Origin of the sequence: Inquilinus ginsengisoli (genome assembly GCF_031453975.1) — a bacterium.
In the GTDB taxonomy this organism is placed as follows: Bacteria; Pseudomonadota; Alphaproteobacteria; order DSM-16000; family Inquilinaceae; genus Inquilinus; species Inquilinus ginsengisoli_A.
Map to the genome: position 1 here is coordinate 290,616 of NZ_JAVDPW010000003.1, position 20,792 is coordinate 311,407.

Sequence of the window (20,792 nt, forward strand, 5' to 3'; positions counted from 1 at the left end):
GCGATGACATTCGACCTCATCCTCGGCGGCGTGGTGTCCGTGCTGCTGCTCGGCTACCTCATCTACGCCCTGGTCCGACCCGAAAAATTCTGAGCCAGGAAAGCTGACGCAGCCATGACTCTCAACGGCTGGATCCAGATCGCGCTGTACTGCGCGCTCGTCGTCCTCCTCGTGCGTCCCCTCGGCGGCTATATGGCCCGCGTGTTCGAGGGCGAACGCACCTTCCTCTCACCCGTCCTGCGCCCGGTGGAGCGCATCCTCTACGCCGCCGCCGGCGTGCGCGAGGACCGTGAGCAGCATTGGACCGGCTATGCCTTCGCCATGCTGCTGTTCAGCCTGGCGGGCGTCGTCCTGCTCTACGCCCTGCAGCGCTTCCAGGACATGCTGCCGCTGAACCCGGCGGGCATGTCGGCGGTGCCGGAAGGCTTGGCCTTCAACACCGCGGTCAGCTTCGTCACCAACACCAACTGGCAGTCCTATGGTGGTGAGACCACCATGAGCTACCTGACCCAGATGGCCGGGCTGACAGTGCAGAACTTCGTGTCGGCCGCGACCGGAATCGCGCTGGCCATCGCGCTCGTCCGCGGCTTCGCCCGGCGCTCGGCCCAGACCATCGGCAATTTCTGGGTCGACCTGACGCGGGCCACCCTCTACCTGCTGCTGCCGATCTGCATCGTCGCCACGATCTTCTTCGTCTGGCAGGGCGTGCCGCAGACTTTCGGCAGCTATGTCGACGCCACCACGCTGGAAGGCGCGCATCAGACGATCGCCCAGGGGCCGGTGGCCTCGCAGCTCGCGATCAAGATGCTCGGCACCAATGGCGGCGGCTTCTTCAACGCCAATTCGGCGCACCCCTACGAGAACCCGACCGCGCTGTCGAACCTGGTGCAGATGGTGCTGATCTTCGCGATCGGCGCCGGGCTGACCAACACCTTCGGCCGCATGGTCAAGAACGAGCGCCAGGGCTGGGCGATCTTCGCCGCCATGGGCGTGCTGTTCCTGGCCGGCGTCTTCATCACCTACTGGCAGGAGGCCGGCGCGGGCCATCTGCTGACCTCGCTCGGCGTCGACCCGACGCTCGGCAACATGGAGGGCAAGGAAGTCCGCTTCGGCGTGGCCCTGTCGTCCCTGTTCGCCGTGATCACCACCGCCGCCTCCTGCGGCGCGATCATCGCCTGGCACGACAGCTTCACCGCGCTCGGCGGCATGATGCCGATGATCAACATGATGCTGGGCGAAGTCGTCGTCGGCGGCGTCGGCGCCGGGCTCTACGGCATGCTGCTCTTCGTCATCGAGGCGATCTTCGTCGCCGGGCTGATGGTCGGCCGCACGCCGGAATATGTCGGCAAGAAGATCGAGGCGAAGGAGGTGAAGATGACCATGCTGGCGCTTCTCGTCCTGCCGCTGTCGATGCTGGGCTTCACCGCCCTGGCGGTGTCGACCGATGCGGGGCTGGCCGGCATCCTCAACCCCGGACCGCACGGCTTCAGCGAGGTGCTCTACGCCTATGTCTCGGGCACGGCGAACAACGGCTCGGCCTTCGGCGGCCTGACCGCGACCTCGCTGTTCTACACGATCACCCTGGGCTTCGCGATGCTGATCGGCCGCTTCCTGATGATCGTGCCGATGCTGGCGGTCGCAGGCTCCCTCGCCGCCAAGCGCAGCCTGCCGCCCTCGGCCGGCACCTTCCCGACCACCGGGCCGCTGTTCGTCGGCCTGCTGATCGGCGTGGTGCTGATCATGGGCGGTCTCACCTTCTTCCCGGCCCTGGCGCTGGGCCCGGTGGTCGACCACCTGGCCGCCGCCGCCGGCACTCTGTTCTGATCGGACACGTCCGTCATGAAAGCCTCAAACACCCCGGCGTCCCTGTTCGACGCCAAGATCATGGGCCCGGCCGCGATCGACGCGTTCCGCAAGCTCGACCCCCGCCTGATGTGGCGCAACCCGGTGATGTTCGTGGTCGAGGTCGTCGCGACCCTGACCACGGTGCTGCTGCTCCGCGACCTCGCCATCGGCGCGCCGGGCATCGGCTTCACCATCCAGATCGTGCTGTGGCTGTGGTTCACCGTGCTGTTCGCCAACTTCGCGGAAGCGGTGGCGGAAGGCCGCGGCAAGGCGCAGGCGGACAGCCTGCGCCGGACCCAGACCGACGCCATGGGCAAGCGGCTGGCCGACCCGGCCGGCCGTGAGATCGAGCTGGTGCCGGCGCTGTCGCTGCGCCAGGGCGACTTCGTCCTGGTCGAGGCAGGTGACCTGGTGCCGTCCGACGGCGAGGTCATCGAAGGCATCGCCTCGGTCGACGAAAGCGCGATCACCGGCGAATCCGCCCCGGTGATCCGCGAATCCGGCGGCGACCGGTCGGCCGTCACCGGCGGCACCCGCGTGCTGTCGGACTGGGTCAAGGTGCGCATCACCGCGGCCCAGGGGTCGACCTTCCTCGACCGCATGATCGCGCTGGTCGAAGGCGCGTCGCGCCAGAAGACCCCGAACGAGATCGCGCTGAACATCCTGCTGGCCGGCCTGACGATCATCTTCGTCTTCGCCACGGTCACCATCCCCGCCTTCGCCGCCTATGCCGGCGGCTCGGTCTCGGTGGTGGTGCTGGTGGCGCTGTTCGTCACCCTGATCCCGACCACGATCGGCGCGCTGCTCTCGGCCATCGGCATCGCCGGCATGGACCGGCTGGTGCGCTTCAACGTGCTGGCGATGTCCGGCCGCGCGGTCGAGGCGGCGGGCGATGTCGACACGCTGCTGCTCGACAAGACCGGCACCATCACCCTCGGCAACCGGCTGGCCACCGAATTCGTGCCGCTGCCGGGCGTGACCGAGGCCGAGCTGGCCGATGCCGCCCAGCTGTCCTCGCTCAGCGACGAGACGCCGGAAGGCCGCTCGGTCGTGGTGCTGGCAAAGGAGAAGTATGGTCTCCGCGCCCGCGAGGTCGGCCGCATGCAGGCCCATTTCGTGCCCTTCACCGCGCAGACCCGGATGAGCGGCGTCGATGTCGAGGGCTCGGTCATCCGCAAGGGCGCGGTCGACGCCGTCATCGCCCATGTCCGCGAGGTCGCCGGCAATCCGCGCCTGGCGATGCCGAAGGAGCTGGAGCAGGTCACCGAGCGCATCGCCAAGTCCGGCGGCACGCCGCTGGCCGTGTCGCGGGACGGCAAGCCGCTCGGCCTCATCCATCTCAAGGACGTGGTCAAGGGCGGCATCCGCGAGCGCTTCGCCGAGCTGCGGCGGATGGGCATCCGCACCGTCATGATCACCGGCGACAACCCGCTGACCGCCGCGGCGATCGCGGCCGAGGCGGGGGTCGACGACTTCCTGGCCCAGGCGACGCCGGAGGCCAAGCTGGCGCTGATCCGCGAGGAGCAGGGCAAGGGCCGGCTGGTGGCGATGTGCGGCGACGGCACCAACGACGCGCCGGCGCTCGCACAAGCCGACGTCGGCGTGGCGATGCAGACCGGCACGGTGGCGGCGCGCGAGGCCGGCAACATGGTCGACCTCGACAGCGATCCGACCAAGCTGATCGAGGTGGTGGGCATCGGCAAGCAGCTGCTGATCACCCGCGGTGCGCTGACCACCTTCTCGATCGCCAACGACGTGGCCAAGTACTTCGCCATCATCCCGGCGATGTTCCTGGCCTTCTACCCGCAGCTGGGCGTGCTCAACGTCATGGATCTGCACTCGCCGCAGAGCGCGATCCTGTCCGCGATCATCTTCAACGCCCTGGTGATCATCGGCCTGATCCCGCTGGCCCTGCGCGGCGTCCGCTACCGGGCGCTGAGCGCGGCCAACCTGCTGCGGCGCAACCTCCTGATCTACGGCCTGGGCGGCATCATCGTCCCGTTCATCGGGATCAAGCTGATCGACCTGATCGTCACCGCCCTCGGCCTGGTGTGAGGCACCCATGTTGAACCAGATCCGCCCCGCCATCGTGATGATCGTCCTGCTGACCATCATCACCGGCATCGCCTACCCCTTCGCCATGACCGGCATCGCCCAGGGGCTGTTCCCCAGCCAGGCCAATGGCAGCCTGGTGAAGCGGCCCGACGGCACCGTGATCGGCGCCACGCTGATCGGCCAGAACTTCACCTCGGACAAGTACTTCCACGGCCGGCTGTCGGCGACCTCGGACACCGATCCGAACGACCCGACCAAGACCATCGCGGCGCCCTACAACGCCGCGAACTCGGCCGGCTCCAACCTCGGCCCGACCAGCCAGGCGCTGGCCGACCGGGTGAAGGGCGACGTCGACGCGCTGGCGGCGCAAGGCATCACCCACCCGCCGGCCGACCTGGTCACCAGCTCGGCCTCGGGCCTCGACCCGGACATCAGCCCGGCCAATGCCGAGACCCAGATCGCCCGGGTCGCCGCCGCCCGCAACCTGCCGCCGGACCAGGTGCGCCAGGCGGTGAGCCAGGCGACCAGCGGACGGCTGCTCGGCCTGATCGGCGAGCCGCGGGTCAACGTGCTGCAGCTCAACATGCTGCTGGACGGGCTGAAGGCCTCGTAGTCTCCTGATGCGATGACACTGACCGATCGTGCCCCTGATTCAGGATTTGGCGATGATCGGCGCCCCTCGCCGGAAGCTCTGCTTGAGGCGGCCGCGAACACTCGCGGCCGCCTCAAGATCTTCCTCGGGGCGGCGCCCGGCGTTGGCAAGACCTATGAGATGCTGTCCCAAGGGGCGGCCCGGCGCCGCGACGGCGTCGACGTCGTCATCGGCGTGGTCGAGACCCATGGCAGGGTCGAGACCCTGGCGCTGGTCGACGGCTTCGAGATCGTGTCCCGCCGCCGCGCCGAATACCGCGGCCGGGCGGTCGAGGAGATGGACCTCGACGCCATCCTGGCGCGGCACCCCGCTCTGGTGCTGGTCGACGAGTTGGCGCACACCAATGCGCCCGGCAGCCGCCACGCCAAGCGCTATCTCGATGTCGAGGAGATCCTGGACGCCGGCATCGACGTCTGGACCACGCTGAACATCCAGCATGTCGAAAGCCTGAACGACGTCGTCGCCCAGATCACCCGCATCCGGGTGCGCGAGACGGTGCCGGATTCCTGGATCGACGGCGCCGCCGAGATCGAGCTGATCGACCTGACGCCGGAGGACCTGCAGAAGCGGCTGGCTGAGGGCAAGGTCTATGTCCGCGACCAGGCGCGGCGGGCGGTCGACCATTTCTTCAAGCCCGGCAACCTGGCCGCCCTGCGCGAGCTGGCGCTGCGCCGCACCGCCCAGCGGGTCGACGACCAGATGCTGGGCTACATGCGGGCCCATGCCATCACCGGCCCCTGGGCGGCGGGCGACCGCATCATGGTCTGCGTCAGCGAGGCGCGGGGCGGCGAAGCGCTGATCCGCTATGCCCGGCGCATGGCCGACCGGCTGGGCGCGCGCTGGACCGCAGTCTATGTCGAAGGCTCGCGCCACCACCGGCTGGGCGAGGCCGACCGCGACCGCGTCGCCCGTGCCCTGCTGCTGGCCGAGAAGCTGGGCGGCGAGACCGTGACCGTGCCGGCCACCGACATCGTCGCCGAGATCCTGGCCTATGCCCGGCGCAACAACATCACCCAGATCATCATCGGCAAATCCAGCCGGTCGCGCTGGTTCGAGATGCTGCACGGGTCGGTGGTGCACGATCTGGTGCGCAAGGCCGGCACCATCTCGGTCCAGGTGCTGGCGGGGGACGACGCGCCGCCGCCGGGGGCGGAGGAGCGGATCCAGACCCGCCCGGCCGATCCCGGCTTCGACCCGCGGCCCTATCTGGTCGCCGCCATCGGCGTCGCCGTCACCACCGCCGCCGCCCACGGCGTCGCCGCCTTCGCCACCACCAACAGCATCGCCCTGGTCTACCTGATCCCGGTGCTGTTCTGCGCCGCGCGCTACGGGCTGGGGCCGTCGATCTTCGCCTCGCTGCTCAGCGTCGTGGCCGTGAACTTCTTCTTCCTGGCGCCGCTGTACAGCCTGGTCATCGCCGACCCCTCCAACGTCACCTCGCTGGTGTTCTTCCTGGTGGTCGCCGTGGTGACCTCGAACCTGCAGAGCCGGGCCCGGCTGCAGGCCCGCGGCGCGGCGGCCCGGGCCAAGGCGACGGCGGAGCTGTACGGGTTCAGCCGGAAATTGGCGGCGATCGCCTCGTCCGACGACCTGCTGTGGGCCGCCGCCTACCAGATCGCGGCGATGCTGAAGCTGCGCGTGGTCATCCTGATGCCGCAGGACGGGTCGCTGCAGGTGGTCGCCGGCTATCCGCCGGAGGACCGGATCGAGGAGACCGAGCGCGCTGCGGCGCAATGGAGCTGGGCCAATGACCGGCCGGCCGGCCGCGGCGCCGACACGCTGCCCGGCGGCAAATGGCTGTTCCTGCCCTGGGGCACCGCCGCCAGCCCGATCGGCGTGGTCGGTATCGACCGCGAGCAGCCCGGGCCGCTGCTGAGCCCGGACGACCAGCGGCTGCTGGAATCGCTGATGGACCAGGCGGCGGTGGCGATCGAGCGGGTGCGGCTGGCCAAGGATGTCGACGAGGTCCGCGTGGTGGCGGAGACCGAGCGGCTGCGCGCCGCCCTGCTGACCTCGATCAGCCACGATCTGCGCACGCCGCTGGCCTCGATCATCGGCGCCATCTCCAGCCTGCGCCGCCACGACCAGGCGCTGGCGCCGGCGGCGCGCGGCGAGCTGATGGAGATGGTGGAGGACGAGGCCGAGCGGCTGAACCGCTTCGTCGGCAACCTGCTGGACATGACCCGGCTCGAATCCGGCGTGCTTCGGCCGAAGCTGGAGGCGGCGGAGGTGGCGGAGATCGTCGGCGCCGCGGCCGACCGCTGCGCCCCGCTGGTGACGCGCCATCGCCTGGGGCTGGATCTCGCGCCCGACCTGCCGCTGTATCTGCTCGACCCGATCCTCCTGGAGCAGGTGCTGGTCAACCTGATCGACAACGCCGCCAAGTATGCCCCGGCCGGCACCGCCATCACGGTTTCGGCGCGGGAGGAGAAGGGGCTGGTGATCCGGGTGCTGGACGAGGGCGACGGCATCCCGGAGGACAAGCTGGAGGCGATCTTCGACAAGTTCAACCGCATCCACCATGGCGACAGCGCCCAGGCCGGCACCGGCCTCGGCCTCGCCATCTGCCGCGGCTTCGTCGAGACCATGGGCGGCCGCATCCGGGCCGGCAACCGCGGCGACCGCCGCGGCGCCGTGTTCACCATCACCTTCCCGCCCGACCTGGCCGCGCCGCTGCTGCCCGGCACCTCGATGGGGCTGTGATGCGGACCTGGGAACCGACCCCTGGCGTAGGTTGGGTTCGCCCTTGCGAACCCAACATCGTGCCGACTGGACCATTGTTGGGTTCGCAAGGGCGAACCCAACCTACGAGGCTGTCACGATGACGACGCCCGAAGCCCGCCCTGTGCCCCGCATCCTGATCATCGACGACGAGCCGCAGATCCGCCGTTTCATCAAGATCAGCCTGGCCGCCGACGGCTATGCCCCGATCGAGGCGGCCAGCGGCACCGAGGGGCTGGAGCGGGTGATCCAGGACCGGCCCGATCTGGTCATCCTCGACCTCGGCCTGCCCGACATGGACGGACAGCAGGTGCTGAGCCGCATCCGCGAGCTGTCGGCGGTGCCGGTGATCGTGCTGTCGGTCCGCGCCGGCGAGGCGGAGAAGGTCGAGGCGCTGGACCGCGGCGCCAACGACTACGTCACCAAGCCCTTCGGCATCGCCGAGCTGACCGCCCGGCTGCGCGCCACGTTGCGCCGCGGCGGGCAGGAGGAGGGGGCGGTGCAGGCGGTGATCGAGGCCGGGCCGCTGGCGGTCGACGTGCCGCACCGCCGGGTCCGGCTCGACGGCCGCGAGATCAAGCTGTCGAAGAAGGAGTTCGAGATCCTGCGCCTGCTCGCCGCCCATCAGGGGCGGGTGGTGACGCACCAGAAGATCCTGCGCGAGGTCTGGGGCCCGGCCCATATCGACGCCATGCAGTACCTGCGCGTCTATGTCGGGCAGCTGCGTCACAAGCTCGGCGACGACCCGGCCCGGCCGCGGCTGATCGCGACCGAGGCCGGGGTCGGCTACCGCCTGGTGGTGGAGGGGTAGAGCCGGATGATCTGGATCAGGTCGCGCTAAAAGGCTGCACTTGGCGTGGCCTCTCCCGCTTGCGAGACCTTTTCAGAAAGGCCCCCTCGTCGTCATTGCGAGGAGGCGAAGCCGACGAAGCAATCCATGGGCCCGCACGAACGGCCCGATGGATTGCTTCGCTGCGCTCGCAATGACGGGGTTGGGGATTTCTGAAAAGGTCTCGCCAAGCGGAAGAGGCCACGCAGAAGACGCTTGGCACCCTGTCGTTCTTAGGCCGAGCGTCCGGGCCGATTCCACCCGAAACAATCATGCTACCGCTGGTCGTCGTCCATCCAGCGCGGCCGGGTCTTCTCGCCGATCATGCAGTCGCTCGGGACCGCCTGCGCCACGACGAAGGCGGCCGGCACCACCCGGGGCTCGGCGCCGGAGATCTCCAGCACCAGCTTGCGGCGGATCGCCTCGGCGAACTGCGCGGTGGTGCGGACCGGCACGGTGAAGGCCCCGGGGCCGCCGATCACGCAGTCGCGGTAATAGGCGTCGAGCTGGTCGGGCTCCGGCAGCCCGCCGAAGCCGCCGCGCTTCAGGATTACCGGCAGGCCGTTGATGGTGATGCCCTGGGCCAGCGCCTCGGCGCGGGCCCCGGCCACCGGGGCGCCGGTGTTGTTCGGCCCGTCGCCGGAGATGTCGATGGCGCGGCGGATGCCCTCGAAGCCGTTGCGGTCGAACAGCCCGGCGGAGAACGCCAGCGCGCCGGAGATCGAGGTGCCGCGCCGCATCACCGTGCCGCTGGCCCGGGTCAGCTCGGCCGCCGCCGCCCGCGCCGCATCCGGCCCGTCGATCACGCGCCAGGGCAGGATCACCGCCTGCGACAGGGCGCCGGCCCATTCGACATAGGTGATGGCGATGCGGCCGTTGACGCCCGAGGTGATGGCGTGGATCACCTCGGGATGGGTGAGGGCGCTGACGTAGCCGTCGCGCTGCAGCGCCTGCTCGTCCTCATCCATCGAGCGCGAGACATCGACCGCGAGCACCAGTTCGAGGTCCACCGGCACATCCTGCGCCGTGGCCGTCGCCGCCGGCAGGACGAGGGCCAGAACCAGTTCAAGGCCGAGCATGCCGAGGCGCATTCCAGTCCCCCCTCGCAAGCCGCTTCGCCCCCCTGATGTGGGCACGCTTCGGCCCCGGCGCCATGGTCCGGGGCCCCCTCGATTCAAGCCATCGGCGTCCGCCGCTTGCAAAACCGCTTCCACGAGATTAAATAGTCGCCGTGAGATTCGCTTTGGTTTGGTCCGCCCCGCCTGCTCGTACCGAGCTCTGGACCCCGTTCCCAACCATAATCGAAGATTGTTCCGGCATGCGCGTCTGCATGTCGGTTTCGACCATTGTGCAATAAGGAGCGCACAGAAATGGCAACTGGCACCGTTAAGTGGTTCAACAGCCAGAAGGGCTACGGCTTCATCCAGCCGGAGAACGGCGACAAGGACGTGTTCGTCCACATCTCCGCGGTCGAGCGCGCGGGCCTTCACAGCCTCAACGAGGGGCAGAAGGTCAACTACGAGCTCGAGACCGACCGCCGCACCGGTAAGGTGTCGGCCGGCAATCTCCAGGAAGTCTGAGCCGGACCAGGGCAGCCGCAACCGCGGCCGCCCTTCTAGCGCACCGGGCCGGACCCCTCGAACCGAGGGTGTCCGTGTCCGCGATGATCCGGGTTCAATTCGGAGCCCGGCGTACCAAGAACAAGAAATGAAGACCCTACAGAACAAGAAACCGTCCCGCTTCGCGCGTCATGCGATGCCGAAGCATCCTTCCAATCCCGTGCGGCATCCGCCGCGTCCGTCGGAACTGTCCCGCCGCGAAGTTCGTCGAATCGTTCTCGACATTCTCGGCTGAATGGCGTAGTCCCGCCCAACCTCTTTGAAGAAAGGCCTATGCCGATGCAGGTGTTCGTCCGCGACAACAACATTGACCAGGCGCTCCGCGTCCTCAAGAAGCGGATGCAGCGCGAAGGCATCTTTCGCGAGATGAAGCAGCGTCGGAGCTACGAGAAGCCGTCTGAGCGCCGTATCCGTGAAGAAGCCGAAGCCGTTCGGCGGCAGCGCAAGGCGCTGCGCAAGCGGATGCAGCACCAGGGCTACTGATCCCGGACGCGAGGCAGGCCTGTCCGGCCTTTGCATCGCGGCCGGACTCGGGCTCTGAAATGCGACGAGGGACCAGAGTCCCTCGTTTTGGTCGAAAGACTGGGGGTGTTGCCCCTCGTCTGGTTGATGGACCGGGGCCTGGCCCCGGTTACGATTGACAGGGGTGCCTCCGGCGCCCCTTTCGTCGTTGCGCCCTTCTGCTTGCAACAGATCGATGGCATCACGGGAGATCGACCGATGGATGTGGCAGCCTTGCGACGCTCGCTGGCCGACGACCGGCCGCCCGCTTCCCTGACGCCCCCGCTCGCCGCGCTGTGGTGGGATGCCAAGGGCGACTGGGCCAAGGCCCATGGCTGCGTCGACTCGGAAGACGGGTCGGACGCGGCCTGGGCCCATGCCTATCTGCACCGCAAGGAAGGCGATCTCGGCAATGCCGGCTACTGGTACCGCCGGGCCGGCCGGCCGGTCTCGGCGCTGAGCCTGGACCAGGAATGGGCCGAGATCGCCGCCGGCCTGCCGGCTGCCTGATCAGGCGGCCGGGATCAGCACCACCTTGCCCATGACGCCGCGGCTCTGCAGCCGCCGGTGCGCATCGGCGCCATTGGCCAGCGGGAAGGTCTCGATCTCCGGCCAGGCGACCTCGCCGGACCGCAGCGCCGCGAACAGCGCGGCCGACCGCTGCAGGCGGCTGTCCCGGCTGTCGAGATGGTCCCACAGGTCGCCGCCGACCAGCGTCTTCGTCTGCTCCATCAACGGGCGCGGATCGATCGGCGGCGGATTGCCGCCGGCCATGCCATAGGCCACCACCGTGCCGCGCGACCGGGTGGCCGCGAGGCTGTCCGCCAGGGTGGTGCCGATGGAATCATAGGCCACGGTCACCCCGCCGCCGGTCAGCCCGCGCACCGTGGCGACCCAGTCGCCGTCATAGGTCAGGCTGTGGTCGGCGCCCTTGGCGGCGGCGAAGGCGGCCTTGGCCGCGGTCGAGGTCAGCGCGATCACGGTGGCGCCGCGCGTCTTCGCGAACTGCACCAGGATCTGGCCGACGCCGCCGGCCGCGGCATGCACCAGCACGGTGTCGCCGGGCCGGATGGCGTGGCTGTCCTGGGCCAGGTACTGCGCGGTCAGGCCCTGCAGCAGGATGGCGGCGGCCTGGACATGCCCGATATCGTCCGGCAGCGGGATGGCGTGGTCCACCGGCACGGTGACCCGGGTGGCGTTGGCGAAGGGCACGTCGGCGAAGCCGATGCGATCGCCGACCCGGATGCCCCCGACGCCCTCGCCGATCGCGACCACCTCGCCCGACCCCTCGTAGCCGGCAATATGCGGCGGCGTCCCGGCCAGCACATAGTTGCCCTGGCGGCGGTAGATGTCGGCGAAGTTCAGCCCGACCGCCTTCATCGCCAGCTGCACATGGCCGGGCGGCACCGCCGGATCCGGCAGCCGCCGCATCTCCAGCACCTCGGGGCCGCCGAAGCGGTCGAACACCAACGCATCCATCTGCTGTCTTTCCCGCGGAATCATGGGATGGTGGTCATCCCCTATGATGGAATTTTCCACTATAGTGGATTTTGGTCAAGCGGGACGTGCGGGACGGACGATGCCTCTGCTGAACATCCAGCGCGCCGGTGATGCCGACCGGGCGGGGCCGGGCGGCGCCGCGCCCGCGATCGCGCTGGGCGAGACGGTGAAGCGGCTGCGGCTGGCCCGCGGCTGGACGCTGGAGGAGGCGGCGGGCCGCACCGACCTGTCGCGCTCGGCCCTGTCGAAGATCGAGCGCAACGAGATGTCGCCGACCTTCCAGGCGATGCAGAAGCTGGCGCGCGGCTTCGCCATCGAGCTGGTCGAGCTGTTCGGCGAGGCGTCGTCGCCGCTGCGCGGCCGCCGGATCGTGGCCCGGGCCGGGGAGGGGGTGTCGACCGACACGCCGAATTACGGCCTGCGGCTGTTCACCAGCGAATTGAAGAACGCCGCCTTCCTCGCGGTCGAGGTCACGGTCCGCGCCCGCTCGCTCGACGCCTTCGAGGATTGGGAGCGGCACGACAGCGACGATTTCCTGTATGTGCTGGCCGGCGGGATCACGCTGTTCACCGAACATTACGGCCCGGTCGATCTCGGCCCCGGCGACGCCGTGTATTTCGACGCCCGGATGGGCCACGCCACGATCGCCACCGGCGAGAGCGAGGCGCGGGCGCTGTGGGTCACGGCGCCGGCGCGGTAGCCGGCGACCTCAGAGACCGTTTGGAAACGCTACTGGCGCGGCCGTCTGACGGCGGTTTCTCCGCCTCCGGTGCTCACGGACCCAAACGTCCGCTGCGCGCCGGGTCTCGAAACCACCGCCAGCCGACTCACGCCAGCGCATTTCCAAACGGTCTCTCAGTGGCCCGCGGGCCGGTCGGCGATCGGCCGCGGTTTTCCGGCCGCGTCCAGGGCGACGAAGGTGAATTCGGCGGAGGTCACCTTCATGCGGTCGCCGAGGCCGGCGCGCAGGACCCAGACCTCGATGTGCAGGGTGAGGGAGGTGCGGCCGAGCCGGGCAAGATCGGTGTAACAGCACACGACGTCGCCGACCTTGACCGGGTGCAGGAAGGCCATGTCGGTGGCGGCGACCGTGACGACGCGCGCCTGGGCGTGCCGGATCGCGGTCATGGCGCCGGCCTCGTCCATCAGCGACATGATCCAGCCGCCGAAGATGTCGCCGGACGGGTTGGCATGGGCCGGCATCGCCAGCGTGCGCGCGGCAAGCTCGCCGCGCGGCGCGGTCTCATCCGGCAGGGTGGTCAGGTATTCGGCCTCGGTCGAGGTGTAGGGCCACATCGGGTACCATCCAGGGTGATGCGGCGTTTCCTTCCAAGGCGGCATGCTGCGGCTCTTGTGTGCGATGCAGCATGCTTTTCGCCAAATCCAATCTTCGCCGTGATTTGGCTATGCTGCACTGCAATATCAAGGGGCTTCGATCCCCGGCGCCGGTCACAGGCCGATCAGCGGCCGGCCCTGCATCGCCTGGGCCAAGGCGGCGAGGGTGAGCAGGACATAGAGGGCCGACACCGCCCAGACCGCCAGCCGCGCCTGCCGCGGGATCGCCGCGACCAGGCCGGCGCCGGCCAGCGGCAGGATCTGCTGGGCGTGGATGCCGAGGAAATGGGGCACCCGCAGATCGCCCCCGCTGGTCGACCAGCCGAGCAGCGGCAGCCCGGCATCCGTCGCGGCCCCGACCGCGTGGCCGCCATGGGCGGAGATGGCGATGCCGGCCCCGGCGCCGAGCACGAAGGTCAGCCCTAGCCCCAGCACGACGGCCAGGCGCAGCGCCGGATGCAGCCCGCTGCCGTGGCGGGCGATCTCGCGGGCCAGCGGCAGGGTGGTCGCGGTCAGGGCCAGGGCGCCGATCCCCATCAGCGCGAACATCACCGCGTGGAAGGGCGTGGAATTGTTGAAATGCGAGGCTTGGCCCAGCGCCCCCTGCAGGGTGATGTAGCCCAGCTCGAACCCGCCGGTCGCGATGATGCCCCAGCGCACGGTGCGGATCGGCGCCGCGTGGCGCCGCGCCTCCGGCAGGTCGCCGATGAACCAGGCGCTGGTCAGGGCGAACAGCCCGACCGAGAGCAGGAACTTGATCGGCTTGGCCCAGACGCTCTCGCCGTGCAGCTGGCGCGCATCGAATGCCCAGGCCAGGCCGAGGGCCAGGGCGATCGCGAACAGGGCCAGGCCGAAGCCGGCCAGCACCGGGTCGCGGCGCCGGACGGCGTGGAGCAGGGCGAGCGGCGCCCGCAGCAGGCTACGTCGCGGGGTGGGCAGGGCGGTGGTCGCGGCGGCCATGGTCACGCCTCTGCGGTGAGGCTGGGCGCGCGGCGGCGGAAGCCGGCCCGCAGCAGGGCGAAGGCCAAGAGGCCGATCGGGCCGAACAGGAAGGTCAGGGCGAAGCAGGGGATCAGCAACAGATGGGGCAGCCCGGCGCGCTCCCCCTCCCGCGCGATCCAGCCGCCGACGAACAGGTCGAAGGCGAGGTAGTGCAGCCAGCCCGCCACCAGCATGCCGGGCGAATCGAACAGGGCGCGCACCGCGGCGATCGAGCCATATCCGCCTTGGGTCGAGCCCCAGCTGATGCCAACCAGGCCGAGATAGGCGGCAGCGAAAAGCAGCGGCACGGCGAGGCTGGCGGCGGCCCGCAGCCGGGCCTTGTGGCGCGGCAGCAGCGGGGCGACGGCCAGCGCCAGCCACCCCAGGATCGCGAGCATGTTGCCGCCGCGGAACAGCAGATCGAGCATGGCTTTCATCCTGATCTGAACATCGTTAAGATCAGACGCTAGCATCGAATCTAAACAGTGTAAAGTTTGAGTCCATGACGGATGAGACGTCGGAGGCCGCGGCGCCGCGGCAGCCCTACCACCATGGCGACCTGCAGCGGGCGCTGATCGCGGCGGCCGAGGCGATCCTGATCGAGCGCGGGGTCGAGGGCTTCACTTTGCGCGAGGCGGCGCGCCGGGCCGGGGTGTCGGCCGCCGCGCCGGCGCATCACTTCGGCAGCGCCGCGGGGCTGCTGACCGAGGTGGCGGTGCTGGGCTTCGAGACGCTGACCCGCTACCTCCGCGAAGGGGCAGAAAGCGGCGGCGTCGACCCGGCGGCCCGGCTGCGCGGGCAGGGCATCGGCTATATCCGCTTCGCCCGGGCGCATCCGGCGCGGTTCCTGCTGATGTTCCGCAAGGATCGGCTGAGCTGGGAGGACGGGCGCCTGCGCGCCGCCGGCCAGGCCGCGTTCGCCGAGCTCGAGGACGCGGTGCGGGCCTATCGCGGCATCGCCGCGGGCCAGCCGCTCGACCGCGCCGCCCTCACCACCGTGCTGGCCGCCTGGTCGACGGTACACGGCTTCGCCCATCTGGCGCTGGACGGCAAGTTCGACGGGATCGGCGCGGCGGCCGGCGGCGTGACCGCCGAGGACCTCCTGCCGGAGATGCTGGCCGGCCTGTGGCCGACGCGCGCCGATCCGGCCTGAGAGGCCTCAGCCGGTCATCAGCGCCTGGACATGGGCGGCGGCGGACAAAGCGAGGCCGCGCAGGTCGTAGCCGCCCTCGAGGGTGGAGACGACCCGGCCGTCGCAATGCCGGTCGGCCAGCGCCATGATCTCCAGCGTCGCCCAGGCGAAATCCGCCTCGACCAGCTCGAGATGGGCCAGCGGATCGCGGCTGTGGGCGTCGAAGCCGGCCGAGATCAGCACCAGCTCCGGCGCGAAATCGTCCAGCGCCGGCAGCACCACCCGTTCCATCGCCCGGCGGAAGGCGACGCCGCCCGATCCCGGCGGCAGCGGCGCGTTGACGATGTTGCCGGCGACTCCGGTCTCCTCCGCGTCGCCGGTGCCGGGATACAGCGGCGACTGGTGGGTCGATGCGTAAAACAGGTCCGGCTCGGACCAGAAGATGTCCTGGGTGCCGTTGCCGTGATGGACGTCGAAATCCACCACCGCGATGCGGCTGAGGCCATGGACCATGCGGGCGTGCATCGCCGCCACGGCGACGCTGTTGAACAGGCAGAAGCCCATGGCCCGAGCGGTCTCGGCATGATGTCCCGGCGGCCGCACGGCGCAGAAGGCGTTGCGCGCCTCGCCGGCCAGCACCGCGTCGACCGCGGCGCAGTTGGCGCCGGCGGCGCGCAGCACCGCCTGGCCCGAGCCGGGCGACAGGATGGTGTCGCTGTCGATCGACCGCAGCCCCTCGGTCGGCACCGCGGCCAGCAGCCGGCGGACGAAGCCCTCGGGATGGGCGCGGGCGATCTGCTCGATCGTGGCCTCGGGCGCCTCGCGCCGCTGCAGCAGGGCGAAGCGCTCCTCCTCCAGCGCCGCCAGCACCGCCCGCAGCCGGTCCGGGCGCTCGGGATGGCCGGGGCCGGTGTCGTGGCCGATGCAGGCCGGATGGGTGAAGAGCAGCGTGTCCATGCCCTGTCTTATCCTGCCTTGCGGATGCTGTAGCGGGTGACGCCGTCGGGCTCGTCGGTGACCGCGACCAGGACATGGCCGGTGGCGTCGCAGAAGGCCGGGAAATCGCGGCGCGCGGCCACATCGGTGGCGCGCACGTCCAGCACCTGGCCCGGCGCCAGGCCCTGCAGCGCCTTGCGCGCCTTCAGCACCGGCATCGGGCAGATCAGGTCGCGGGCATCGAGGTCGAGGTCGGCCATGGCGTCCCGGGGAATGATGACGGGCCGAGCCTAGCGCGCGCCGCGGCCCGGACTCAACGCCTGCGGTTCAGCTTTCCGTCAGGCGGAAGGCGGCGAGGGCGGCCAGGGCCCAGCCCAGGATCAGCAGCACCCCGCCGATCGGGGTGATGGCGCCGAACCAGCGCGGCGCGCCGAAGGCCATCAGATAGAGGGTGCCGGAGAAGATGGCGGCGCCGACCAGGAAGGCCCAGCCGGCCCAGCGCAGCGGTCCGGGCAGGCCGACCAGAGCGAGCGCCAGCAGCGCCGCGGCATGGACCAGCTGGTACTGCGCCCCGGTGTGCACCCAGCCCAGCCGCTCCGGCGCCGCATCGGCCATGCCATGCGCGGCGAAGGCGCCCAGCGCCACCGCCACCATGCCGTGCAGCCCGGCCCCGATCAGAAGCACCCGGTCGATCATCCCCGTCTCCGCCGTCAGCGACTCCGCCGCACCATACCGGCAATCGCCGGGCCGGGGTCAACCGGCGGCGGTGTCGCGCCGCCTCCATCGCTTCCCCCGGTCACCGCCGCAGCCCGGATCCCACCCAGTCCAGGCTGGTGTCGTAGGTGCCGCCGTTGCGCTGGCCTTCGAGGGCGTAGCGCAGGGCGTCGATGGCGTGGTTCTCGCGGTCCTCCAGCTCGGGCAGGATCTCGCCGCTGCGCGGGTCGGTGCGCCAGCTGTAGAGCGCCAGCTCGTCGACCAGGTGGCGGCACCGGGGATGCACCACGATGTCGTGGCTCAGCAGGAACTCGACCCCCTCCTTGACCGATCCCGCGCCCTTGGCCGCCGCCCGCAGCCGCGGGAAGCCGTGGCGCTGGAGGTAGCTGATGGTCTCCGGCCGGGCGCTGTCGGCGATGATGGTCCAGTCCCGCGCCCCCGGCACCGCGTCGAACAGGGCCGGCGTCCGGTCGATCTCGCAGCCGATGCGGTAGGCCTCGTGGTCGACATGGAGGGTGCGGCCGGCCAGGAAGCAGCGCAGCAGCACGGTGGGGTCGCGGGCGAAGCCCCAATCGGCGCCGAACAGGAAGCGGGAGCCGGGCGGGGTCTCGAACGCCTCGACCTTCCAGTTGCGGAACACCCGCGCCTCGCTGGCCCTGCGATAGCCGCCCAGCCAGACATGGCTGTACTTGTCGGGATCGCGGTCGCGGTCCCACTCCATCTCGGCCTTCAGCACCTTGGGGAAATGCGGGTTGGCGGTCCAGTTGGCCTCGATCAGGGTGGTGCCGGGCGGCGGCTTGCCCTGGCGGAACAGCTGGTCGACCGGGTCCTCCGGCCGGGTGGGGTTCCAGGAGAACCACAGCTCCGACCCCGGCCGGCGGATGGTGGGGCGCAAGAGCTCGAGGCTGCGCCGGGACAGCGACTGCGCCTCCTCGACCCAGGCGATGTCGTAGCCCTCCAGCGACTTGATGCTTTCGGCGGTGTGGTTCTGCATGCCCTGGAAGATGATGCGCCCGCCTCGGGCCCCGCCGGGCCCCGGGGGACCCAGGATGCGGTCGGCCTGGACGGTGAAGGCGGCGCCGAGGCCGAGCGCCTGGATCTTGTCCTCGATCAGCCGCTTGACCGACTGGTCGAGCGAGCGCTGGACCTCGCGGATGCACACGGCGCGGGTGGGGGCGGCGAAGCAGCGGCGCACCAGCAGCTCGGCGAAGACATGCGACTTGCCCGAGCCGCGCCCGCCATGCAGCGCCTTGTAGCGCGACGGCTTCGCCAGCCGGCCGAAGGCGCGTGCGAGCTTGAGCGGCGGCGGCTGGACAGGACCATCCGCCGGCACCGCCCCCCTTACCTCTCCTTGGGGAGAGGTCGAAATCGCGTTGGCGATTTCGGGTGAGGGGGTTGCTCCGGCCTTTCCGCCCGGCACCTTGTCTTCAAATCCATGATGCTGGCGGAACTCCGCGAACGCCTGCTCCAGATGGGGCAGGGCGGCGGCGGACCGGCGGGTGGCGCCGCCGCGGTGGCGGGCCCGCGCCATCTGACCGGCCAGCTTGCGCCGCACCATGGGCAGCAGGGCGACTCCGCTTCGCCGCAGCAGCTCGACCTCCTCGAAGCAGGTGACCAGGATCTCGGCCCTGGCCAGCATGCGGGACGACTGGGAGCGATTGGTCGCGGAATAGCCGAGCCCGGCGGTGACGCGGCAGCCGACGCCGTGCCGCGCGTAGTGTCGGGCGAAGGCCCGCTCATTCGGTTTGACCGCCACGGCCCAGGCGATGACAGCGTCCATCCCGACCCCGCACGAAAAAGCCCGCCGCGGCGGGGCCGGGCGGGCGCAACTGTTGGACTCTGCCTGGATCATGCGGTGCGAGGCAGTCTCATGTCAAGAACATAAAGGGAACGTGGAGGGTTGCCATCCCGCTTGCGGGGCTTTTTCAGACCCCCCACCCCCGTCATTGCGAGCGCAGCGAAGCAATCCATCGGGCCGTTCGTGCGGGTCCATGGATGGATTCGTCGGCTTCGCCTCCCCGCAATGACGGAGGCGGAAGCGCTTTGCGTTGCCTCCCCCGCAAGCGAGACCTTTTCAGAAGAGAGGTTTCGTGATTCGGTTGGGGAAGGGAGACGTGTGGGATCGAAGCGATGTCGCGGCGGGAAGTGGGTCAGCTGAGTCTGGCGGACAGCCTGGTGTCGGGTGTGGGGGCGAAGGGGACGCTGGATCGCTTGTCGGAGTTGATCGGCTGGCCGGCGCTGGGGGAATTGGTATCGCCGTTGGATCCGTCGCGTCTGGGTGCGCCGGGGTACCCGGCGTTGGTGCTGTTGAAGGCGCTGTTGCTGCAGCAATGGCATGGGCTGTCGGATCCCGGGCTGGAGGCGGCCTTGGCCGACCGTCTGAGCTTCCGGCGGTTCTGCGGCTTCGCCCTGGACGACAAGACGCCGGACCATGTGACCATCCACCGGTTCCGCGAGGGGTTGCGGCGGCACGGTCTGGCGGAGCGGGTGTTCGAGGAGGTCAATCGGCAGATCGACCAGCGGGAGCTGATCCTGCGGCGCGGCACGCTGATCGACGCCAGCCTGGTGGAGGCGGCGGTGAAGCGTCCGCCGAAGCCGGCGGCGGAGGAGATCCCGGCCGAGGCGGCCGAGGGCGGTGCGCCGGCTCCGGTTCGGCCGGCGAGCAAGCTGGTGCGCAGTGCGGTCGATCCCGAGGCGGCCTGGACCAAGAAGGGCGGCCGTCGCTATTTCGGTTACAAAGCCCATGTCGGGGTCGACCAGGGCTCGGGCATCATCCGGCGGCAACGCCTGACCCCGGCTAACGTCAACGACACGGTCGAGGCCGATGCCTTGATCTGCGGCGACGAGGCGGCGGTCTATGCCGACGAAGCCTACACCACCCATGAGCGCCGGGAGGCCCTGCGGGAACAGAGCATCAAGGACCGGATGATGCACCGGCCCAACAAGCACCATCCGCTCACTCCCCGCCAGATCCAGCACAACAGAGCCATCGGCCGGCGCCGCGCCCCGGTGGAGCAGGTCTTCGCCCAGCTCAAACGGCTGTGCGGCTGGAGCCGGGTCCGCTACTACGGCGTCGCCAGCAACGCCGTCCATCTCGCCCTGCTGTGCACCGCCCTCAACCTCAAGCGGCTGGTCGTGCTCACCACTCCCAAAACCAAATCCGCCTGACCCCCGAGCTCCGGACCCGGCCGGCTCCTGGACGATCCCAATCCCGCCGCTGACCTCAGGCCCTACCATTCCCTCCGGCCCAATCCCTCCCACTCCGCCGCAACACCCTTTCTGAAAAGGTCTCGCTTGCGGGAGAGGTCGGAGACGCGAAGCGGCTCCGGGTGAGGGGGTTTTGTCGAGGCCGGGACCAACCCTCACCCGGTCTCGCTGCGCGAGCCCGACCTCTCCCGCCAGGCGGGAGAGGCAATCTTTTAGCCCTTCGAGACGGGCTCGATGAAATAGTGCTGCTTGTGCCCGCCGCGGGCTAGCTCGGCCGCTCTGCGCTCGGCCTCCTCCTGCGTACCGAACTCGGCGATGAGAAAGGTCACGCCGTTGTCGTCCGTGCGGAACAGGGCGTAGCGATTGCCGGCGTCTTTCGGATCGGAAAGGGCCATGGCAGGCATTGGGCTGTCGATCCCTGCCGGCCGCAGCCCCTTGGCTGCGATCAACGCAGATGCATCCTTCGCGGCCCAGACGAAATCCGGAACGATCGTGTGCGCCAGGCCGACGTCGTTCAGTGAGGCGGCCACACGCAACACGTCATCGGCGCGGCCGGTGAAGACGGTCATGGGGCAGGTCAGAAGCGTTCGGCGCGCCTCCAGGTAGCCGACGTCCAGCAATCGCGCAGCGGCGCGCAACTGATCTGTGCTCGGCTGTTCAATGCGAGCAAGGACGATCTCGTAAATCTGGCGGTCTTGCAAAATGGGGGGAAGGTAACTGGTTATCACCTCCCACTCATGGCATGCCGGGCAATAAAGACCCCGC

22 protein-coding genes are annotated in these 20,792 nt (G+C 69.8%); 12 read left to right on the forward strand and 10 right to left on the reverse strand.

What is annotated here, in order from left to right; translation table 11 throughout:
- The first annotated feature begins 3 nt into the window (after positions 1 to 3).
- The 6 genes from kdpF to E9232_RS09120 all read left to right on the forward strand — a co-directional run bounded on the left by kdpF (position 4) and on the right by E9232_RS09120 (position 8,084).
- Complete coding sequence (gene kdpF / locus E9232_RS09095) at positions 4 to 93, forward strand: K(+)-transporting ATPase subunit F (RefSeq protein WP_309793542.1); 90 nt, start codon at positions 4 to 6, stop codon at positions 91 to 93.
- 21 nt (positions 94 to 114) lie between these two features.
- Positions 115 to 1,824, forward strand: coding sequence for a potassium-transporting ATPase subunit KdpA (gene kdpA, locus E9232_RS09100; protein WP_309793545.1), 1,710 nt, complete (start codon positions 115 to 117; stop codon positions 1,822 to 1,824).
- Between the two features lie 15 nt (positions 1,825 to 1,839).
- Positions 1,840 to 3,900, forward strand: coding sequence for a potassium-transporting ATPase subunit KdpB (kdpB, locus tag E9232_RS09105; protein ID WP_309793547.1), 2,061 nt, complete (start codon positions 1,840 to 1,842; stop codon positions 3,898 to 3,900).
- 7 nt (positions 3,901 to 3,907) lie between these two features.
- Positions 3,908 to 4,513: a potassium-transporting ATPase subunit KdpC gene (kdpC, locus tag E9232_RS09110; RefSeq protein WP_309793549.1), complete on the forward strand. Its 606-nt coding sequence runs from the start codon at positions 3,908 to 3,910 to the stop codon at positions 4,511 to 4,513.
- Positions 4,514 to 4,525: 12 nt separating this feature from the next.
- On the forward strand, positions 4,526 to 7,255 hold the full coding sequence (locus E9232_RS09115; protein WP_309793551.1) for an ATP-binding protein: 2,730 nt from the start codon (positions 4,526 to 4,528) through the stop codon (positions 7,253 to 7,255).
- Between the two features lie 118 nt (positions 7,256 to 7,373).
- Positions 7,374 to 8,084, forward strand: coding sequence for a response regulator transcription factor (locus tag E9232_RS09120; RefSeq protein ID WP_309793553.1), 711 nt, complete (start codon positions 7,374 to 7,376; stop codon positions 8,082 to 8,084).
- Between the two features lie 293 nt (positions 8,085 to 8,377).
- Here E9232_RS09120 and E9232_RS09125 read toward each other — a convergent pair whose 3' ends face one another.
- On the reverse strand, positions 8,378 to 9,193 hold the full coding sequence (locus E9232_RS09125) for a DUF1194 domain-containing protein (protein ID WP_309793555.1): 816 nt from the start codon (positions 9,191 to 9,193) through the stop codon (positions 8,378 to 8,380).
- Positions 9,194 to 9,472: 279 nt separating this feature from the next.
- On the opposite strand from E9232_RS09125, the gene E9232_RS09130 reads away from it, so the two are divergent.
- The 3 genes from E9232_RS09130 (at position 9,473) to E9232_RS09140 (ending at position 10,732) form a co-directional block, all read left to right on the forward strand.
- On the forward strand, positions 9,473 to 9,682 hold the full coding sequence (locus E9232_RS09130; protein ID WP_309793557.1) for a cold-shock protein: 210 nt from the start codon (positions 9,473 to 9,475) through the stop codon (positions 9,680 to 9,682).
- 318 nt (positions 9,683 to 10,000) lie between these two features.
- Positions 10,001 to 10,204 (forward strand): 30S ribosomal protein S21, encoded by a 204-nt coding sequence (rpsU, locus tag E9232_RS09135; protein ID WP_309794088.1) that lies wholly within the window; start codon positions 10,001 to 10,003, stop codon positions 10,202 to 10,204.
- A gap of 237 nt (positions 10,205 to 10,441) precedes the next feature.
- Positions 10,442 to 10,732, forward strand: a complete 291-nt coding sequence (locus E9232_RS09140; protein WP_309793559.1) for a hypothetical protein — start codon at positions 10,442 to 10,444, stop codon at positions 10,730 to 10,732.
- Here the strand turns inward: E9232_RS09140 and E9232_RS09145 are convergent, their stop codons facing one another.
- Positions 10,733 to 11,701: a quinone oxidoreductase family protein gene (locus E9232_RS09145; RefSeq protein ID WP_309793562.1), complete on the reverse strand. Its 969-nt coding sequence runs from the start codon at positions 11,699 to 11,701 to the stop codon at positions 10,733 to 10,735. It lies immediately after the preceding gene.
- 100 nt (positions 11,702 to 11,801) lie between these two features.
- Here E9232_RS09145 and E9232_RS09150 point away from each other — a divergent pair, with 100 nt between their 5' ends.
- Positions 11,802 to 12,422 (forward strand): helix-turn-helix domain-containing protein, encoded by a 621-nt coding sequence (locus E9232_RS09150; RefSeq protein WP_309793564.1) that lies wholly within the window; start codon positions 11,802 to 11,804, stop codon positions 12,420 to 12,422.
- Positions 12,423 to 12,577: 155 nt separating this feature from the next.
- Here the strand turns inward: E9232_RS09150 and E9232_RS09155 are convergent, their stop codons facing one another.
- The 3 genes from E9232_RS09155 to E9232_RS09165 all read right to left on the reverse strand — a co-directional run bounded on the left by E9232_RS09155 (position 12,578) and on the right by E9232_RS09165 (position 14,466).
- On the reverse strand, positions 12,578 to 13,018 hold the full coding sequence (locus E9232_RS09155) for an acyl-CoA thioesterase (protein WP_309793566.1): 441 nt from the start codon (positions 13,016 to 13,018) through the stop codon (positions 12,578 to 12,580).
- Between the two features lie 153 nt (positions 13,019 to 13,171).
- On the reverse strand, positions 13,172 to 14,017 hold the full coding sequence (locus E9232_RS09160) for a hypothetical protein (RefSeq protein WP_309793567.1): 846 nt from the start codon (positions 14,015 to 14,017) through the stop codon (positions 13,172 to 13,174).
- Between the two features lie 2 nt (positions 14,018 to 14,019).
- Complete coding sequence (locus E9232_RS09165) at positions 14,020 to 14,466, reverse strand: ABA4-like family protein (protein ID WP_309793569.1); 447 nt, start codon at positions 14,464 to 14,466, stop codon at positions 14,020 to 14,022.
- A 74-nt stretch (positions 14,467 to 14,540) separates the two neighbouring features.
- Between E9232_RS09165 and E9232_RS09170 the strand changes: the two genes are divergently transcribed.
- The gene (locus tag E9232_RS09170) at positions 14,541 to 15,191 is read left to right on the forward strand and encodes a TetR/AcrR family transcriptional regulator (protein WP_309793571.1); all 651 of its coding nucleotides are present in this window, start codon (positions 14,541 to 14,543) and stop codon (positions 15,189 to 15,191) included.
- A gap of 6 nt (positions 15,192 to 15,197) precedes the next feature.
- Here E9232_RS09170 and E9232_RS09175 read toward each other — a convergent pair whose 3' ends face one another.
- The 4 genes from E9232_RS09175 to E9232_RS09190 all read right to left on the reverse strand — a co-directional run bounded on the left by E9232_RS09175 (position 15,198) and on the right by E9232_RS09190 (position 18,600).
- Positions 15,198 to 16,127, reverse strand: coding sequence for a histone deacetylase family protein (locus E9232_RS09175; RefSeq protein WP_309793573.1), 930 nt, complete (start codon positions 16,125 to 16,127; stop codon positions 15,198 to 15,200).
- Positions 16,128 to 16,135: 8 nt separating this feature from the next.
- The gene (locus E9232_RS09180) at positions 16,136 to 16,366 is read right to left on the reverse strand and encodes a sulfurtransferase TusA family protein (protein ID WP_309793575.1); all 231 of its coding nucleotides are present in this window, start codon (positions 16,364 to 16,366) and stop codon (positions 16,136 to 16,138) included.
- Between the two features lie 67 nt (positions 16,367 to 16,433).
- Positions 16,434 to 16,802 (reverse strand): DUF423 domain-containing protein, encoded by a 369-nt coding sequence (locus tag E9232_RS09185; protein ID WP_309793576.1) that lies wholly within the window; start codon positions 16,800 to 16,802, stop codon positions 16,434 to 16,436.
- A 100-nt stretch (positions 16,803 to 16,902) separates the two neighbouring features.
- Positions 16,903 to 18,600: a PBSX family phage terminase large subunit gene (locus E9232_RS09190; protein WP_309793577.1), complete on the reverse strand. Its 1,698-nt coding sequence runs from the start codon at positions 18,598 to 18,600 to the stop codon at positions 16,903 to 16,905.
- A gap of 350 nt (positions 18,601 to 18,950) precedes the next feature.
- Between E9232_RS09190 and E9232_RS09195 the strand changes: the two genes are divergently transcribed.
- Positions 18,951 to 19,988 carry an IS5 family transposase gene (locus E9232_RS09195; protein ID WP_309793579.1) on the forward strand — a complete coding sequence of 346 codons (1,038 nt, stop codon included), beginning with the start codon at positions 18,951 to 18,953 and terminating at the stop codon, positions 19,986 to 19,988.
- 251 nt (positions 19,989 to 20,239) lie between these two features.
- Here the strand turns inward: E9232_RS09195 and E9232_RS09200 are convergent, their stop codons facing one another.
- The gene (locus tag E9232_RS09200) at positions 20,240 to 20,755 is read right to left on the reverse strand and encodes a hypothetical protein (RefSeq protein WP_309793581.1); all 516 of its coding nucleotides are present in this window, start codon (positions 20,753 to 20,755) and stop codon (positions 20,240 to 20,242) included.
- Between the last annotated feature and the right edge of the window lie 37 nt (positions 20,756 to 20,792).